The 18,190-nt window shown below is 39.9% G+C and carries 14 protein-coding genes; all 14 read right to left on the bottom strand.

What is annotated here, in order from left to right:
- A partial coding sequence (locus tag QEZ38_RS08560; protein ID WP_281335635.1) for a lectin-like domain-containing protein occupies window positions 1-3,722 on the bottom strand: 3,722 nt, incomplete at its 3' end.
- A gap of 741 nt (window positions 3,723-4,463) precedes the next feature.
- Window positions 4,464-7,256 (bottom strand): isoleucine--tRNA ligase, encoded by a 2,793-nt coding sequence (ileS, locus tag QEZ38_RS08555; protein ID WP_281335634.1) that lies wholly within the window; start codon window positions 7,254-7,256, stop codon window positions 4,464-4,466.
- 274 nt (window positions 7,257-7,530) lie between these two features.
- Window positions 7,531-8,289, bottom strand: a complete 759-nt coding sequence (locus QEZ38_RS08550) for a DivIVA domain-containing protein (RefSeq protein ID WP_075231300.1) — start codon at window positions 8,287-8,289, stop codon at window positions 7,531-7,533.
- A 9-nt stretch (window positions 8,290-8,298) separates the two neighbouring features.
- Window positions 8,299-9,084: a YlmH family RNA-binding protein gene (locus QEZ38_RS08545; RefSeq protein WP_281335633.1), complete on the bottom strand. Its 786-nt coding sequence runs from the start codon at window positions 9,082-9,084 to the stop codon at window positions 8,299-8,301.
- Window positions 9,081-9,344 (bottom strand): YggT family protein, encoded by a 264-nt coding sequence (locus tag QEZ38_RS08540; RefSeq protein ID WP_281335632.1) that lies wholly within the window; start codon window positions 9,342-9,344, stop codon window positions 9,081-9,083. The genes QEZ38_RS08545 and QEZ38_RS08540 overlap by 4 nt, the downstream gene beginning before the upstream one ends.
- A complete protein-coding gene (locus QEZ38_RS08535) occupies window positions 9,344-9,895 on the bottom strand; it encodes a cell division protein SepF (protein ID WP_075231297.1) in 552 nt (183 codons plus the stop codon). The genes QEZ38_RS08540 and QEZ38_RS08535 overlap by 1 nt, the downstream gene beginning before the upstream one ends.
- Before the next feature lie 9 nt (window positions 9,896-9,904).
- Window positions 9,905-10,576, bottom strand: a complete 672-nt coding sequence (locus QEZ38_RS08530; RefSeq protein ID WP_248035604.1) for a YggS family pyridoxal phosphate-dependent enzyme — start codon at window positions 10,574-10,576, stop codon at window positions 9,905-9,907.
- A 5-nt stretch (window positions 10,577-10,581) separates the two neighbouring features.
- Window positions 10,582-11,838 (bottom strand): cell division protein FtsZ, encoded by a 1,257-nt coding sequence (gene ftsZ, locus QEZ38_RS08525; RefSeq protein WP_075231296.1) that lies wholly within the window; start codon window positions 11,836-11,838, stop codon window positions 10,582-10,584.
- Between the two features lie 17 nt (window positions 11,839-11,855).
- On the bottom strand, window positions 11,856-13,229 hold the full coding sequence (gene ftsA, locus QEZ38_RS08520) for a cell division protein FtsA (protein ID WP_281335631.1): 1,374 nt from the start codon (window positions 13,227-13,229) through the stop codon (window positions 11,856-11,858).
- Between the two features lie 606 nt (window positions 13,230-13,835).
- Window positions 13,836-14,474: a DUF1919 domain-containing protein gene (locus QEZ38_RS08515; protein WP_075231294.1), complete on the bottom strand. Its 639-nt coding sequence runs from the start codon at window positions 14,472-14,474 to the stop codon at window positions 13,836-13,838.
- Window positions 14,475-14,708: 234 nt separating this feature from the next.
- Entirely contained in the window at window positions 14,709-15,560 is an 852-nt protein-coding gene (rfbD, locus tag QEZ38_RS08510; RefSeq protein WP_281335630.1) for a dTDP-4-dehydrorhamnose reductase, read from the bottom strand.
- A gap of 66 nt (window positions 15,561-15,626) precedes the next feature.
- Complete coding sequence (gene rfbB, locus QEZ38_RS08505) at window positions 15,627-16,676, bottom strand: dTDP-glucose 4,6-dehydratase (RefSeq protein WP_153225224.1); 1,050 nt, start codon at window positions 16,674-16,676, stop codon at window positions 15,627-15,629.
- Window positions 16,677-16,688: 12 nt separating this feature from the next.
- A complete protein-coding gene (locus tag QEZ38_RS08500; RefSeq protein ID WP_153225226.1) occupies window positions 16,689-17,282 on the bottom strand; it encodes a dTDP-4-dehydrorhamnose 3,5-epimerase family protein in 594 nt (197 codons plus the stop codon).
- Entirely contained in the window at window positions 17,283-18,152 is an 870-nt protein-coding gene (gene rfbA, locus QEZ38_RS08495; RefSeq protein ID WP_281335629.1) for a glucose-1-phosphate thymidylyltransferase RfbA, read from the bottom strand.
- Window positions 18,153-18,190 lie beyond the last annotated feature (38 nt).

Raw genomic sequence — 18,190 nt, 5'->3', positions numbered from 1 at the left:
TTGTCAGCTGTTGCTGTTGCTTTAGTGCCATCTGGAAGTGTTACTTCAACTGTTGAACCTGCTTCGGCTGTACCTGTTACGGCAGTATCACCTGCTTTAACTGGGTTCACAACTGGTGCGTTTGGAGCTGTGATATCTGCTTGACTAACTGTTTGCCTTGGTTTTAAGGTAGCTGTTGAGCCATTTGAGTAGGTTAATGTTGTAGTACCATCATTTCCTACTTCAACCTTAGTTGCAGTTTTGTTCGCTGTCTCTACGGCTTTCTTAACTGCATCTTTTTCTGGTTGAGTTAGGCTTGATGGATTTTTAACTGGTGTAACTGTAGGTGCAGTTGGTTCAATTGTAAATACTGAGTCTGCTGGAATAACATCTGTACTTCCATCTTTATAAGTCACCTTAACATTAGTACCATCTACAGAAACACTTTCGATCTTATCGCTGAAAGTTGGGTTTGCATCTTTAACAGCTTTTTCAATAGCGCTTGCTTCTGGAACAGTGTTTGAGGTAATAGGTGTTGATGGAGCTACAGCAGTATATTTGAATGATTGCGGTTTCCAAATGAAGCGAATACGTCCAAGAGCACCTTTATCCATGTTTGCGCCAACATGCTCGTATGAAGTATTCCCTGCCGCATCTTCAGCAAATAGATAACGAGTAATCGCAGCTCCGTCAGTGTATGTATTCTTAGGAATATCCCCTGTTACACGAATGACAGCTGGACTTGTTTCTGTAGTTGTTGTTTCAGTCTTAATCTTCTCAGCATTCAAATACAAACCTGAACGAGCTTTACCATTCAGATAGGTATTATCTTCTTGACCAAGACCAGTACGGTTATCAGCTGGCATTGCCAAGTAAGCTTTGACAATCTTACCTGAATTATCCGTCACTTTGAGCTCGATATTGTTTGTTTCACCTGAGTAAACGTAGATAGCTTGAGTATCAGCATCATCATAAGGAATGTTAAGAACAGGACGAACTGTCTCTTTTACAGTAACTTTAGTTGGTGTTGATGTGTTTTTAGCTACATCTGTTGCTGTAACACTAATTTTATCATCAGCATTCAAAGCTGGAACTGGAATTGAAAACTCACCATTTTCTCCAGCTTTTGCAGAAGCTTTTTGTCCATCTGGAAGGGTTACTTCTACTGTCGAACCTGCTTCTGCTGTACCTGTAATGGCAGTAGCGCCTGCCTTAACTGGGTTTACAGTTGGAGCTGCTGGCGCTGTTGTATCTGGTACTGTAACTGATGTTGCACCTGACTTGTTACCTGCTGCATCTGTTGCCGTAACAGATACTGTTTTACCTTCTTCCAATCCGCTAACTGGAACGCTGAAGTTTCCATCTTGGTCAGCTTTTGCGGATACTGTAGAACCATTTGGAAGGGTTACTTCTACGGTTGAGCCTGGCTCAGCTGTACCTGTTACTGCTGTAGAGGCTGCTGTCACTGGGTTTACTTTTGGTGCTGCTGGTGGTGTTGTATCTGCTGGTTTTGCTTCTACATTAATTTCTTTCCAACCAACAGGACTTGTGTATTTATCTTCTTTAATGTTTGAAACTACCTTAGCCTTACCTGGTTGGATTTGCTCTTTCATTTCAAGGACAATAGTATCAAAGAAACCATCAGTAGAGTATGACTTAACAACTGCTTTTGATTCGTCTTTTGAAGTCCATGCCCCTGGAATTGAATCGCGTTTAATAGCTACTACACTTCTAGCGTTACCAGCTTTAGGATAATCAAAGTAAGCAATTCCCGCATCATGTGGCACTTTCAAAGTAACTGTAGTAGTTTCTGCAACAATACTTTGTTTATCAGAAGAAGTTTCAGACGGTTGAACAACTGATTCACCAAGTCCAACTTTAACCTCTGTTTCAGCACTTTCTTCACCATTGATCGTTTGGGTAACTGTCAATGTATCTCTTGGAACCAGCTGATCTTGGTCAGTGATATTACTGTTTACACCACTTGGAAGAGTTGCAGACCAAGAACCATCTTCAGCAACAGTCACATTATCAACAATTGTCTTACCAGCAGCAGCAATTTTGATCGTTGCGCCTTTTTTACCAATCCCTGAGATGGTATTGTCTGTTGACTTGATACCTGGCTCAGTCATAACATTGCCAACTTGTAATGTTGGAGTGACAGTAGGTCCAGCTGGTGCAAATACATAAGTCAACAACTGCCCACCTGGAGTTAGGGTAACGGTATTGTTTCCTTCGTTATATGAAGGTGCTTTGCTTGCATCGATTCTCTTTAATTTATAACCTTTAGCTTCGACTGCAGCAATTTTGTTGTTCTGGGTGCTAAGGTTAATAACCTCATTTTCATCACCTGGAATCGCACTACTTGCTTCGATTTCATTACCTTTTGCATCAACAAATTTCATGTGGACGATTTGTGGCGCTGTAAACTCAAATTTTTCAATCTGAACACGTTGCAAGTTTGTACCAGAACCTGTACTTCCGACAAATGAGAGGGCATAGGTAGCATTTCTAGCAGTCAAGGCATTCTTGGCTTCATTTGTCATACTTCGACTAGTTCTATCAATTTTAGTAGTCCAAGTTTGATTGCCATAAGTTACTGTAAATTCTTTTGTAGTTCCATTATAGTTAATCTTGAAATCAACCCAGTCACCATTAGGAGCAGGAGTCAATGCTTTAGCATCTGAAATGTTATTTACTTTCCCTGCATTGTTTGATGAGTAAAACGCACCAAAAGCATTACTTCCCCATGCTCTACCACCATATTTAGGGTCAGCTATAGAATTTTGTTTAGCATCTGGGTTACTTGTATTGTGCCATGAGTCTAGTTTGAAACCAAATGCTGCGTTAATCCCCCCCATACCGACTGAAGCACCAGATTGTCCGAGTTTGTTTGCATTACCTGTATGGAATGTAAAACCGACCCCGTCACCACCTGGGCGACCATCTACAGTATGACCTTCGTATTTATTACCAATATCTACCTTACCAGTGAAAGAGAAATCTTGGTTAGGATCGATTTTAAAACGTAGGTAGGCATTACCAGCCTGTCCTGATACATCTTCTGTCAACTTAATAGTTCCTGAAGATTTATCATAGGAAGCAGTTCCGCCTTCTTGGAAGAAACTTTCAAAGTTTTCTTTGGTAACTATCGCTCTTTGCAGGTTGTTTTCATCCACTGAGCGTACTGAACCTTCAACAGCACGTCTGCTTCTTACTTTAGGAGTTTCTGAAGATTCTGCAGTTGTTTCAGCTGCTACTTCAGTCACTTCCTTCACACTTGCCACTGCTTGAGTCAAGCGTTCAACACTTTGGTTGATTTGATCTTGACTTGCAGATCCGTTAGCAACTAATGCTTCAGCTTCTGCAATTGCAGCTTCTACCTCATCTTTAACTGAAGCTTCTTGACCATCCAAGTTTTTAGCTTTAGCTTGTGCCAAAAGAGCTTCTAGTTGAGTCTTATCAACTGAAACTGCAGTAGTTGCTGAATTTGCTTCTACTGCTTCAGTCGCAACTGGGCTAGTTGCAGCTGGTGCCGCATAGGTCGTCGCCTCTGCAGTAGGTTCATTTTGTGTTGCTGAATTTGTAGCTTCTGTCTTAGCTTCTACACTGTCAGCGTGAACCGTTGGAGTAGCTAGTGTAGCTCCAACCGCAAAGACTAGCGAACAACCAAACAAGAAATGTTTTCCTTTTTTGATCATACGCCAATTCTTTTGTTCTGCATTTTTACGATTAAAACACATATTTATTTCTCCTTTTGTGTTTATGTAGTATTATAAATACAATTTTATTATAATCTTTTTACTTAAATAAATCAAATTTATTCTTTAGATTTCTTTCAGTTTATTACATTCCAAATATATACATATAAGTTTTTATAATATCTAAATATAGTTTTTCTCTATTTTGTTAGTTTTTTTCTTAAAAACTTGATGTTCTTTTAAAATCAAAAAGAGCAGAAATTTTCACCACACAACCATATATATTGTATGTTTTGTTAGAAACTCTTTCCTTAGCTTCCTAGAATACGTTGATTAGCTACTAGAATTCCAAATTTACACACGGACTTAGATATTTCTTAAGCAGCCTGCTAACAAAAAGTGCAATTTTATTTTATAGTGTAATGAAATCAAATCTGAACAAATTGACTAGGGAAATCAAATCAATTTCTATCCATATTTTAGAAGCAACAGTGTGCTATACTATATTTGATTGAAATAAGGTATGAACAATTCGATTAGGAAAGTCAAACTAATTTCTAGAAATATTTTTAGCAGTCATAATGTATGATTTTAGATTCAATCTACTATATTATGGATTCAATCCACTATACAAAAAAGATACTTGGTAAAAAGGGCATTACAATAAAAAAACGCATAATACCAGACTTGCAAAAGTCTTGATATTATGCGTTTAATGTTGGAGAGTGCTATTGGCCTTTCTTTTCAAATTACCCTTTGGACTACCCTCGCCATTTTTTACTTTTATTTTACTTCAAATCCTTCTGCGACTGCTTCCGCAAAGTTTTCTTCTACGATGATTGCGCAGTGGTCACAGATGATTGCGTGGTAATGACGTTCTGCTGTTGTCGGGTCGATACGACGGCAACGGTCACACACTTCACCAGCTGCACGTTCTACAGTGAAAGCTACATCTTCAAAGGCTACTGCACCTTCTGGAGCTGCACCTTCTGCGATGGTCAACTCAGACACAATCAAAAGTTGAGCTACATTGCTATCAACAGCTCCAAGAAGAGTTTTCACGACTTCGTTTGGATAAACAGTCAAGTGAGCTTCAAGGGATTTACCGATGACTTTGGCATTACGAGCTTCTTCCAAGGCTTTTTGAGCTTGACCACGGAAGTCCATAAAGGCTGCCCATGTGTCCAAGATTTCCTCTTGATTAGCAAATGTTTGAGCTTCTGGCAATTCTGACAATTGAACAAAGTCTTCTGCTTCAAACTCAAGATATGACCAGATTTCTTCCGCAGTGTGAGGAAGGATTGGTGTCAAGAGTTTAGTGATTTTCACCAGGATGTCATAGAAGACAGTCTGCATTTGACGGCGTTCCAATGATTTGGCACCTTCGATGTAAACAACATCTTTGGCAAAATCAAGGTAGAAGGCAGACAAATCAACGTTGATAAAGTTCACTAGGGCTTTATAGATTGTCAAGAATTCAAAGTTTGCATAAGCGTCACGAATGGTCTTAACAAGTTGGTTAAAGCGGATGGTCATGTACTTATCAACTGAACGAAGTTCTTCGTAAGCTACTGCATCCTCAGCTGGGTTAAAGTCAGATGTATTGGCAATCAAGAAACGAAGCGTGTTACGGATCTTACGGTAAGTTTCAGAAACTTGGCTCAAGATATCCATAGAGATACGTACATCGTTGCTTGAGTCAACACTTGTTACCCAGAGACGCAAGATTTCAGCACCAAATTGTTTCTCAACATCGCTTGGAGCAATGGTATTTCCAAGAGATTTAGACATCTTCTCACCTTTACCATCAAGGGCAAAACCTTGTGACAAGATTTGTTTGTATGGTGCCACACCATGGTTAGCCACAGATGTGATAAGAGAAGAGTTGAACCAACCACGGTATTGGTCAGAACCTTCAAGGTAGAGGTCGGCTGGGTATTTGAGTTCTGGACGGTTAACCACGACACCATTCCATGATGAACCTGAGTCGAACCAAACGTCCATGATGTCTGTTTCTTTCTTGAACTCACCATTTGGTGAACCTGGATGTGTAAATCCTTCTGGCAAGAGGGCTTTAGCATCACGTTCCCACCAGATAATTGAACCATGTTCCTCAAAGAGTTGAGCTACATGTTCAATCGTTTCAGCTGTCATGATTGGTGTGCCGTCTTCTGCGTAGAAGATTGGAAGAGGAACTCCCCAAGCACGTTGACGAGAGATGACCCAGTCACCACGGTCACGGATCATGTTGTAAAGACGGACTTTACCCCATTCTGAATGGAATTTCACTTTTTCGATTTCATCTAAAATATCTTGACGGAATTTTGATACTGAAGCAAACCATTGTGGAACTGCACGCCAGATGATTGGTTTTTTCGTACGCCAGTCAAATGGGTAGGAGTGAGAGATTTCTTCTTGAGCAAGAAGGAGGTTGCCTAGTTTTTCAATGACAGTTGGCACTACCTTGTCGTAGAATTGACCTTCAAACTCAGCGCCAGCATTAGCCATCATGATACCACGTTCGTTAACTGTCACAGCAACTTCAAGACCATTAGCCACACCAACATTGTAGTCGTCCTCACCAAAACCAGGAGCTGTATGGACGATACCTGTACCAGAGTCAGTTGTAACGTGGTCACCAAGGATAACGAGTTCATCTACTGCAGTATCCCATGGGTGTTCTGTCACGATATGGTTCAATTCTTGACCACGATAAGTCGCCAAAACTTGAACATCAGTCCAGCCAAATTTCTCAGACAAGCTAGTCAATAATTCTGCAGCGACCACAAACTTACGAGCTTCACCAGTAGGTTGAACCAAAACGTAATCAATATCTGCACCAACTGTCAAACCACGAGAAGCTGTGATAGTAAATGGAGTAGTTGTCCAGACAACGATATAAGTATCTGTATCTAGAACACCTTTGCCATCTTTAACCTTGTTGGCATAGTAAAGTGATGTTGATACCAAGTCGTGGTATTCAATCTCCGCTTCAGCAAGAGCTGACTCAGATGACCAAGACCAGTAAACTGGCTTAGCACCACGGTAGATATAACCTTTGTTTGCCATCTCACCGAAGACACGGATTTGGGCTGCTTCATAGTCAGGAGTCAAAGTCACATAAGGATTTTCCCAGTCACCTGAAACACCCAAGCGCTTGAAGTCTTCACGCTGTTTATCTACTTGAGAAAGAGCGTATTCACGGCAAAGTTTCAAGTACTCAACCAAGTCCATCTCTTTACGTTTAACACCTTGTTTAGCCAAAACTTGCTCGATTGGTAGTCCGTGTGTATCCCAACCTGGGATGTATGGTGCGTAGAATCCTGACATAGACTTAGAACGAACAATGATATCTTTTGAAATCTTGTTCATAGCATGACCAACGTGGATATTTCCGTTAGCGTACGGAGGCCCATCATGAAGAGTGAAGTGAGGTTTCCCTTCATTCAACTCTTGACGACGTTGGTAGAGTTTTGCTTCTTCCCACTCTTTTTGCCAGACTGGCTCTTTTGTAGGAAGGCCTGCACGCATTGGGAAGTCAGTTTTCCCAAGATTTAAAGTTTCTTTGAGTTTCATGATATCTCCTTTTTTATATAGGCAAAATAAAAACCACGACTCGCTAAAAAGGACGAAAATCGTGGTACCACCTTTGTTCGGAAAAAGAACTAGTCTTTCTCCCTCTTTTCCCGTAACGTGGGCAACGTCAAATCCTACTAACTTCAGACTTGATAACTTGAGAGGATAATCTTATCAACAGGGATTGTAGGACTTCCACCATCTCCTACTCGCTAAAAATATGTTTGATAAGATCTTGTTCTCAGATTTTACAATTACAAATGTTGAGAAATTGTTATTCTGAATCCTCTTTAGACTCAGAACTCATTTCATTATTTACTAACGAAGATAAGTCAGATAAAGTTGATTCATCCTGTGCTTCCATCAATTCACGATTAGTTGCTTCTATACGTGCTTGGAGCTCAGCAACCTCTTCAGGTGAAAACTGACGAGTCAAATCATTGGCTTCCTCCTCATGAAATGCTGAAATATTTTCCCCCAAAGCCTCTCTAACCACCTCTTTAAAGACCTCATCACTGGTTTGTAAATAAGTTGCTGTTGGACGTAAAATTTCTTCCCAATCAGATGAATCAACGATGGCCAATTGACTTTCAATTGTAGATTTCAAGCGTTGATGGAAGACGCGACTCTTATTCTTCAGTTCTTCTGTCTCAATCGCAACCTTCTTAGCATTATCAGTTGCTTGACGTAAAATTTCATTTGCCTTGTACTTAGCTTCATCAAGCAAACGTTGTGATTCCTGTTCAGCATGATGAATGATATTATGAGAGCGTTCAGTAGCTGCTTGTTTAACTCGCTCAGCAGTATCTTGAGCAATTAAAACAGACTGACTCAATGAATCTTTCATCTCATCAAAATAAGACAAACGCTCTTCTAAATTTCTAATTTGTTGCTCTTTATCATGGTTACTTCGAACCAATGTTTCATAGTCTCGAACTACAATATCGAGAAATTCATCAACTTCTTCAGGATCAAAACCTCTAAACTTAGTACTAAAGCTTTTATCCTTAATCTCTAACGATGTAATTGGCATATTTTCCCCTCACTTACTTAATAATAATTGTATTGTCAATTTCTTCTTATCCCTTTTTGTCTGACCATTTTCTCTCAGAACACTAATCCTTCCAAAACGTCTGACACTTACTAAATCACCAATCTTAACTTGATAATCAGATTTTTCAACCAGATGATAATTTACCTGAACATATTTTCTTTCTAACAAATCAGCTGTCTGCGAGCGAGACAATTTCAGAACATTTGACAAGAAAGCATCCAAGCGCATACTCGGAACTAAAACTTCCTTTTCCTGATAATCACTCTCGGCTTCTACCAATTCTTCAAAGGATTTGACTTCAAGTTTGACAGGCAATCGAGCAATCTTTTGAATCCCGTCTTGGAAGAGGGAAGTGAATTTCCGGTCCACAATGATTTGAGCCCTATTTTCCGTTACCAATATATCACCAAATAACTTGCGATCGATTCCCAGACGATTCAGAACAGTTCCTAAAATCTTGGAATGAGTCAATTGGTCAAACTTGCTAGAATAAACAATCTCAAGCAAGTCCATTTCAAAATCCGTCAAAGTCGGTATGAAATAATCTGGTGCAAGTAGTACACGACTATACTCGCTAGCTACAAAATCATTGCTAGAAAAAACTTTAATCCCTTGATGATTGCCCAATGTCTTTAAAATAAAGACCTGATGGGGATTGATAAAGGGAGTTAGGATGGGAGCGTAATGCTCTTCAACCTGCCTAAGCCACTCCAATCCTTTATCAATAAAGGAAATATCCTCGACTGAGAAATGCTGATAGATATCTTTTCTCATGCTAGTATTAAAAGAAAACGGATCAGATAGTTACCGACTAAATGAACTAAAAGGACGGCCACCCAAACTGAAAAATCTAAACCACCAATACTCAGCGGCAGACATCTCAAGGGTTGAAGAATCGGTTTGACTAAATTAGTCAACAAACGGCCTGCTCTAGTCTCATAGGCATTTGGAAACCAGGATAAGAGAGCAAACGCTACAAGTATCATAGAATAGATATCTGTAGCGTTTTGAATAAAGCGAACTAGAAATATCATTATCTCACTCGTTTTCTCTTCATATCGAAATCAAACTCTTCACCATGAGTTCCCTCTGGCAAACGAATATCTTCGATGTTAACCACAACTCCTACTGGTGTCAAAAGGTACATGGTATTTGCAACCTTTCTTAATTCACCAGCAAGTACATGACGAGCTCCATCTAAATAGTCTAGACAACGACGCGCTTGTACTTCAGTCATGTATTGGAAATCGATTAAAATACTTTCATTGCCTGCTAGTAAATCAACGATATCCGTTGCATCTTCGTAGCGACGAGGATAACGAACATCAATGGTTACCTTTTCTGTACTACGATGACTCTTCATCGCTAATTCTTGCTGACGAGCATGAAGGCGCGTAATGTTTTTTTCCTTTGAATTCACTTGTGAAGGCTGGGGAAGTTGTTGAGCTTGTGGAAGTTCTTCCATGGGGGCAGAAACTGATGTTAGCGTTTTTTCAGGCTTTAATTCAGCAACGTTTGGTGCCACTTCTTCTCCATCTTCAGTGAAATAATCTATAAACTTTTCAAATTTATTTTTTAGTGACATGGTTATTTCCTACTTAAAAAATGCTGTGCCGATTCGAACGAAAGTTGAACCACATTGAATCGCTTCTTTGAAGTCTCGACTCATACCCATACTTAGTTCTGTCATCGGCATATTGGGGAGATGTTTTTCTTGAATGTTTTTTTGCAATTCTTGCGTTTCTTTAAATATCTCTAGTAACTCTTGACTAGTTGCTTCAAATGGAGCCATGGTCATCAGTCCCACATACTCAATCTGGTCTAATTCTGAAAGTTCTGGTAAGAGGGCTAACAATTCTTCTTTCGAAAAACCGTGCTTGCTCTCTTCCTTAGAAATATTTACTTGCAAAAAGCACTTAATCTTGTGGTCTGCTCGTTTTTGAATTTCCTGAGCTAGCTTTAATGAATCTAAAGCATGAAAATAATCCACATAAGAAATCACTTCCTTGACTTTACGTCTCTGTAAGGTTCCAATCAAATGCCAGGTAAGATTCTTATCACTTAGAGCATGATACTTGTCAAGAAATTTATCAACACGGTTCTCACCAATGTGTTGCACTCCTTGCGAAACCAAAGCTGAGGCTGTTTCAACATCTACATATTTGGTCACCGCAATCACAGAAACCGAGTCGTTTTCACGACCAGCTTCCTGAACTGCATTCGATATCTGTTGAAAAACAAGGTTCGTATTTTCTTTTAAATTCATCTTCATTAACGATTTTTAAAGAATGGTGGTGTTTCCAACTCATCTTCATCCGTAGCTGCTGGAACTTCAAAACGTTCCACTGGAGAAACAACTGGCTCTCCTTGACGAACGATGGCATCGCGTCTCAAGTCCCAGTCACCAAAAGCTGATGTCTTTGGAGCTTCTTGACGACGATAACTTGGAGTTGGAATTTCTGCTGTATCAGCCATATCAAAATTACGATCAAAAGTCTGCGCATGACTAGTTCGAGCAGGTTCACGGTGTGTTGCTTGGCGTGGTTGAGGAGTTACAACTTTCTCAACTTTATCCTGACGTACTCCTGTCGCAACAACCGTCACGCGGATTTCGTCTTTCATTGTCTCATCAATAGATGTTCCAAGCCAGATGTTAACTCCATGCCCAGCTGCTTGGTTAACAATCTCTGATGCTTCTTCAGCTTCAATCAAAGTCAAGTCCAAACCACCAGTTACGTTAACGATCACATCCTCAGCGCCATCGATAGTTGTTTCAAGAAGTGGTGAGTAGATTGCTTTACGAGCAGCTTCTACAACACGTTCTTCACCGCTACCGATACCAATTCCCATAAGGGCGTTCCCTTTATTGGCCATAACAGTCTTAACGTCTGCAAAGTCCAAGTTGATCAAACCAGGATTTGTAATCAAATCTGTAATCCCTTGCACACCTTGACGAAGAACGTTATCTGCTTCACTCAATGCTTCAAGAAGTGGAGTCTTCTTGTCAACGATTTCTAGCAAGTTGTTGTTTGAGATAATCAAGAGTGTGTCAACATGCTCACGAAGTTCGTTAATCCCTTCGATGGCAAATTGTCCACGTTTGCTTCCTTCAAAGCCAAACGGACGAGTTACAACACCGACTGTCAAAGCACCAAGACTTTTTGCAATACGAGCGATAACTGGTGCAGCACCTGTACCAGAACCACCACCCATACCAGCAGTGATGAAGACCATATCAGCACCGCTGATCGCTTCTGTCAATACTTCTTCGCTTTCTTCTGCAGCTTTACGACCAACTTCAGGTTGACCTCCTGCACCAAGTCCACGAGTCAATTTAGGGCCGAGCTGGATAACTGTCTCAGCTTTTGTACTGCTCAAAGCCTGTACATCTGTGTTGGCTGCGATAAATTCAACGCCAGAAACGCCTTCGTCAACCATACGGTTGATGGCATTCCCACCACCACCGCCGACACCGATTACTTTAATTACTGCACCTTGTGCTGCTGCTGTATCAAATGAAAATGTCATATTTATATTCCTCTATTTTATTCGTCAAACATGCTTCCAATCAAGCTACGGAAACGATCTGTTAATTTACCTTTGCTCTTTTCTTCTGATTGAAGAGGAGCTACTGGTTCAACAGATTGGTTTGTTTCAGGCTCAGGTGTTGTCACTGTATTAAATACTGGTCGTGGAGAAACAGGTGAAACAGGTTGAGCTGAACTTCTAAAGTCAAGTGGCTGGTGGCTTAAAGTATGTTCCCCTCGAATTGCTCGCTGAGCTAGAACATTCACTTCAGTAAGGCTTCCAGCGAATTCTGACAAGCTAATGACATGGGCAAAAGCAGGATTGCGAATCCCAACTTGATTTGGTACGAATAACTTAACACGGACTCCAAATACTTCTTGAGCCAATTCAACGACACCTGGAAGGAGGGCATTCCCACCAATCAAAGCAATACCTCCTGGCAAGTCTAATAGGTGACGTCTTTCCAAATCTTGCTTAATTTGCTCAAAAATGTGCTTAAGTCTTGCTGAAATAATCTCAGCCAAGTATTCTTCAGTTACTTCAACTGGTTCAACTTCACCGATTACTTCAACTTGGAAAGTTTCCTTGCTAGCTAGCGGTGGATAAGCTTCACCATAGTTCAATTTTAGACCTTCTGCAATTTTCTTAGAAGTCTTAAGAACTTTTGAAATGTCTTTTGTGACATAATCGCCACCCTCTTGGTTGACATTTGTATATTGAAGTTCTTGGTTGCGAATAGTGGCAACAGTCGTTTGACCACCACCCATGTCGATAACAGTCGCACCAAACTCACGTTCACCTTCATTCAAGACAGAGTGAACCATTGCAAGAGGTGAAATAATCACGTTATCGACTTGAATGCCTACACGCTCTACAGTTTTACGAAGATTATGGAGAATCGTACGTGGGCCAGTGTACAAGAGACCGCGCATTTCCAAACGCACCCCCATCATTCCACGAGGATCACGAATTCCTTGGAATCCATCTACGACAAATTCCTCTGGAATAAAGGTGATAACTTCACGGTCTGGAGTCATACTTTTAGTCAAAGCTGATTTAACCACATTTTCAACATCTTGATCTGTAATTTCTCTTGTATCTGATGTCACCGGAATCATGCCCTGAGTTGGCTCAACTTGTAGCAAATTAGCTGGCAAACCAACGTTTACAGACTTGATTGAAATTCCTGCTTTTTCTTCTGCTTGAGAAATTGCAGACTTAATAGCAGTCGCTGCTGCTTCGATGTCAACGATAATCCCATCTTTGACACCTTTACTTTTGGCATTACTTACGCCAATTACATTTACTTCACCATTTACAAGCTCTGCAACCAACACTTTAATAGAGCTAGTTCCGATATCTAAGCCTGTAAAAAAACCATTCCTAGTCATTACACTGCGTCCTCTCTATCTTACCAGTTTCACACTTCTATTTTTAATAGCTACACCAAGGCATAACTACTCACAGAATATTATAACACAAAAAAAACATTCGTGCTCGAATTTTCTAACATTTACGCAAGCTTTTTCTTGAATTTTTATAATTATCCGACGATTTCATCGGTGGGTAAATAAAAAGAAAACGGCTGGGCAAACGCCCCCTTAAAATAAGAAAACGCATAATATCAGATGTTCAAAAAAAACTTGATACTATGCGTTTTATAACGGAAAGATTTACTCAATTTTATCTTCAAATTGAGTTTTTACCTCCTCCGACTTTTATTTGAAAAAAACAGTAAAAAAGCGCAAAAAATCACTTCTTGTCCTATACTATAATTGAATTGAATTTTTTTATTTTGGGCGTTAGAACTGTTTCCTCAGTCCTAGCGCCTTTTCTGTTTGATAAGTCTGCTTGATGGAGAGTAGTTTGTAAATGATTCTAAGAATCTTATGGGTGCAAGCAATGACGGATTTCATCTTATTTTGTCATGAGTTAGCAGGATCTGCCTGCTTAGAGTTTTATTAATCAAAATTTCATATTTTATTTCAAAAATATCCCTATTTTCTATTTAATTGTATTATTCCTTCATTAAAAAATTTAATATAATCAAAAAGATCAATATCTCTTTTTCCTACCAGTATATTTCTATATCCTAGTAGACTTTTCACTTGTATTTTACCATTAATTGTTTCATTAGCTTTTGGAATATGTATGGCAGACTTTATTTCTGGCATCTCCTTACTTACGAACACAACTTTATTTTTATAGGATAATTTATCAAATTCCAATATATCTTCATATGTACATCCATCCCGCTCTATCATGAAAATAAATAAATTGTCCAAATTTACTCTTCTCTTTCTTTCATTCCATTTATCTTTTAATTCTGAAAAATTTTTATAATGTAAACCATGTATCTCTATATCATTACATAAAGCGATCGGATAATCACCTGACCATTCTTTTTCCGCTAGTGGTTGCTCAAAATAGTAAGTCAAATTCTTACAAAACTTAACAAATGAGCTGGGTTCGATAAACAAGTTCACTGTTGGAGACATAAATTTAAGCCCTAATTTATGACTTATTACACCTCCAAGACAGTTAGAGCTTATTATCGTGAAGTCAGAATTTTTTAAATCTAATCTTTTCTTCTTAATCATATTAAATTCTAATGCTTTTAAAAAATATTTTATCATACTATTCTTCCCTCCATACTGATGAACTTGAATACCTTCCTCTTCACGGGTATAGATATTACCCGCGATGTGATTCCTTTTTCAATGACTTTTACTTTTTGCCTTTTAAGGTCGCTTCATGGACAAACACTGCACCAAAAAAGGCCCACACCTACAACAGATAATCGTACATCTTAAGCTCCTTTGGAGTTCATTATCCGCCTCTTTTATTAGACTAGAAAATCATTCTATTGCTTATCTCACTTCTTGTTTATAAAATTCTTTCAAGGCATCTTGCCAAGTTGGGATGACAAATCCTGTAGATTTGGCTTTGGCCAGACTCATCGTTGAGTTTAGGGGACGTTTAGCTTTGGCAGGAAATTGGCTTGAGTCTACTGGCTTGACTTCGACATCTGTATCTTTCAAAATTTCAACCGCAAAGTCATACCAAGTTGTGTCTCCCGTCGCATCATTTGACAAATGATAATAACCAAATTCCTTGCGATTTTCAGCTAGGAAAGTCATGAACTCGGCCAAGGTACGCGTCCAGGTTGGTCTACCATGTTGATCATTTACAACTGTCAAGGTCTTATGAGTTTTAGCAAGATTTTGCATTGTGAAGACGAAGTTTTTGCCGTAATTTCCAAAAACCCAGGCAGTACGGATAATATAGAAGTTTGAAACGTGTTTTTCTACAAGTTCCTCTCCCATACGCTTAGTACGACCATATTCAGTTTGAGGATCTGGTTTGTCATCCACTTCCCACTCCTGTCCAACTGGTTTCTTACCGTCAAAGACATAATCTGTAGAGATGTAGACTAGAGTTGCACCATGCTTTTCGGATGCTTTTGCGACATTTTCTGTCCCTGTCACATTGATGGCGAAGTCCAATTCTTTCCCTTCATCCTCTGCTGCATCAACAGCGGTGTAGGCTGCACAGTGGTAAACTAAAGTAGGTTTCACCTCTTCAAAAACTTTCTCCACCATTTCTGCATCGGTAATATCCATCTCAGCCACATCAACCGCAACATATTCCTCATTACGCTCATCTAATAAATAACGAAGTTCCGTTCCTAATTGGCCATTTGCCCCTGTAATTAAAATCATTTTTCTTCCTTTCAACTGATTCACAATTCTTCGGTATAGCAATAAAAAGCAGAAAGTTTCTGCCTTTTATTTTTCAAGAACCTCTTGTGTTTTAGCGTAGTTGGCTTCAACAGCTTCTTTTTCTCCTTGCCACCATTCTTGGTTATCTCTGTACCATTGAATGGTTTCTTTGAGACCTTGTTCGAAGTTGGTGAATTCTGGTTTCCAGCCCAACTCATCACGGAGCTTGCTTGCGTCAATCGCATAACGAAGGTCATGTCCTGCACGATCAGTCACATGATCATAGGCATCGGCAGGTTGTCCCATTTCCTTAAGGATTAGTTCTAAAACTTCCTTGTTGTTCTTCTCGCCATCAGCACCAATCAAGTAGGTTTCACCGATTTGCCCTTTTGTCAAGATTGTCCATACACCTGAAGAATGGTCATTGGTATGAATCCAGTCACGAACGTTCTTACCTTCACCGTAAAGTTTTGGCTTAATTCCACTTAGGATGTTGGTAATCTGACGTGGGATAAATTTTTCAATGTGTTGATAAGGACCGTAGTTATTTGAACAGTTAGAAATCGTTGCCTTGACTCCAAATGATCGTACCCAGGCTTTGACAATCAAGTCTGAAGCTGCCTTGGTTGAAGAGTAAGGAGAGCTTGGATTGTATTTGGTATCAGCGGTAAATTTCTCACCTGGACCTTCACCATGACCTGGCAAATCCTCACGTAGAGGAAGGTCTCCATAAACTTCATCTGTAGACACATGGTGGAAACGAATATTATATTTACGAGCTGCTTCCAAAAGAGTATAGGTTCCGATAAAGTTAGTATGAATAAATGGCGATGGATCATTGAGTGAATTATCATTGTGACTCTCAGCAGCATAGTGAACGATAGCATCTGCTTGAGCTGCCAACTTGTCTACCAACTCTGCATCCGCAATGTCCCCAACAACTAACTCAACACGATCACCTAAAATTTCCTCAATATTAGCGCGGTTCCCAGCATAAGTCAACTTGTCCAAGACTGTCACATGAACATCTGGAAAATTCTTGTAAACATAGTGGACAAAGTTGGAACCGATAAAACCAGCTCCACCTGTCACGATAATTTTTTTGTATTCAGTCATATTCTTCCCTTTTTACAAATCTTCTTTTTTCAAAGGTTTTACATCCTTAAGTAGTGGATGATTTTTATCAGCTTCTGAAACCTCTGCTTCTGCAAGATTTTCCCATTCAATGCCAAGGCTTGGGTCAGCGTAGTTCACAAAGGCATACTTAGGTTTGAGCTCGAGAGCCCAGTAGTCATTGACCAGATAACTATAAGAAACTGTATCTGATAGGACTTGGAAACCATTGGCCACACCTCTAGGAACAAAGATTCCCTTACTTGCATCAATGACTGTCTGATAGGTATTCCCAAAGGTTTCACCCTCGCGTAGATCAACCCAAGAACCCAGAACTTTCCCTCCATCTGCTACAGAGATGTACTTATCCCAAGGCTCTGCGTGGAGGCCTCGAAGGACATTTTTACGTGAGAAAGATACATTGTTTTGCAATTTTCCTTCTGCAAAGAAAGACTCTGGAAATCCAAGTGGAAGCATTTTTTCCTTTTGGAAATTTTCTTTAAACCAGCCACGATTATCTCCATGAACGGGAATATCGAACTCCAACATACCTGGAATTGCATCAACCTTACGTGCTGCAAGTGCCTTGCCGAAAAAATTATCTGTCATCTATGCTTCTCCAATCAAACGGAGCAGATACTGTCCGTATTCATTTTTCTTAAGTGGTTGGGCTAAGGCCAACACATCTTCGTGATTGATATAGCCCATGCGGTAAGCAATTTCTTCCAAGTTTGCAACCTGAACATTTTGCATACGTTGGACTGTTTCGATATATTGTGAAGCCTCTAGCAAACTTTCATGAGTGCCCGTATCCAACCAGGCAAAGCCACGTCCCATAACCTCAACGGATAAATCTCCGCGATCTAGGTAAGCCTTGTTAACGTCTGTAATTTCCAATTCACCACGCGGGCTTGGTTTAATACTTTTGGCAATTTCTACTACATCATTATCGTAAAAATAGAGACCTGTAACTGCATAATTTGAACGAGGATGTTCTGGCTTTTCTTCGATAGAAATGGCGTTCATGTCTTCATCAAACTCAACAACACCGAACCGTTCTGGGTCCTTCACATGGTAACCAAAAACAGTCGCTCCTGACTCCTTACTAGCCGCTTTTTGTAGCATCTTCGAAAGGCCAGGACCGTGATAGATATTGTCACCCAAGATCAGAGCAACTCTATCATCACCAATAAACTCTTCACCAATGATAAAGGCTTGCGCCAAACCATCTGGACTCGGTTGCTCCGCGTAAGAAAGTTTAATCCCGAACTCAGAGCCATCTTGCAAAAGTTCTTTGAAACGAGGCAAATCTTGAGGAGTTGAGATAATCAAAATATCCCTAATCCCAGCCAACATCAAAGTTGAAAGTGGATAGTAAATCATCGGTTTATCATAAACCGGCATCAGTTGTTTTGATGCAGCTCGAGTCAATGGATATAAACGTGTCCCCGAACCACCCGCGAGAATAATACCTTTCATAGTAGGGTACCTTTCTATATTATTACTTTACCTAGCCT

The sequence above is a fragment of the Streptococcus taonis genome (assembly GCF_029948085.1).
Lineage (GTDB): Bacteria > Bacillota > Bacilli > Lactobacillales > Streptococcaceae > Streptococcus > Streptococcus taonis.
This window is presented reverse-complemented; position numbering and strand designations above follow the sequence as displayed.

Bases quoted from the DNA above. Each gene is read 5' to 3' on its own strand.
- ileS (WP_281335634.1), bottom strand. From the start codon at position 7,256: ATGAAACTCAAAGAAACTTTAAATCTTGGGAAAACTGACTTCCCAATG.
- QEZ38_RS08550 (WP_075231300.1), bottom strand. From the start codon at position 8,289: ATGCCAATTACATCGTTAGAGATTAAGGATAAAAGCTTTAGTACTAAG.
- QEZ38_RS08545 (WP_281335633.1), bottom strand. From the start codon at position 9,084: ATGAGAAAAGATATCTATCAGCATTTCTCAGTCGAGGATATTTCCTTT.
- QEZ38_RS08540 (WP_281335632.1), bottom strand. From the start codon at position 9,344: ATGATATTTCTAGTTCGCTTTATTCAAAACGCTACAGATATCTATTCT.
- QEZ38_RS08535 (WP_075231297.1), bottom strand. From the start codon at position 9,895: ATGTCACTAAAAAATAAATTTGAAAAGTTTATAGATTATTTCACTGAA.
- QEZ38_RS08530 (WP_248035604.1), bottom strand. From the start codon at position 10,576: ATGAATTTAAAAGAAAATACGAACCTTGTTTTTCAACAGATATCGAAT.
- ftsZ (WP_075231296.1), bottom strand. From the start codon at position 11,838: ATGACATTTTCATTTGATACAGCAGCAGCACAAGGTGCAGTAATTAAA.
- ftsA (WP_281335631.1), bottom strand. From the start codon at position 13,229: ATGACTAGGAATGGTTTTTTTACAGGCTTAGATATCGGAACTAGCTCT.
- QEZ38_RS08515 (WP_075231294.1), bottom strand. From the start codon at position 14,474: ATGATAAAATATTTTTTAAAAGCATTAGAATTTAATATGATTAAGAAG.
- rfbD (WP_281335630.1), bottom strand. From the start codon at position 15,560: ATGATTTTAATTACAGGGGCAAATGGCCAATTAGGAACGGAACTTCGT.
- rfbB (WP_153225224.1), bottom strand. From the start codon at position 16,676: ATGACTGAATACAAAAAAATTATCGTGACAGGTGGAGCTGGTTTTATC.
- QEZ38_RS08500 (WP_153225226.1), bottom strand. From the start codon at position 17,282: ATGACAGATAATTTTTTCGGCAAGGCACTTGCAGCACGTAAGGTTGAT.
- rfbA (WP_281335629.1), bottom strand. From the start codon at position 18,152: ATGAAAGGTATTATTCTCGCGGGTGGTTCGGGGACACGTTTATATCCA.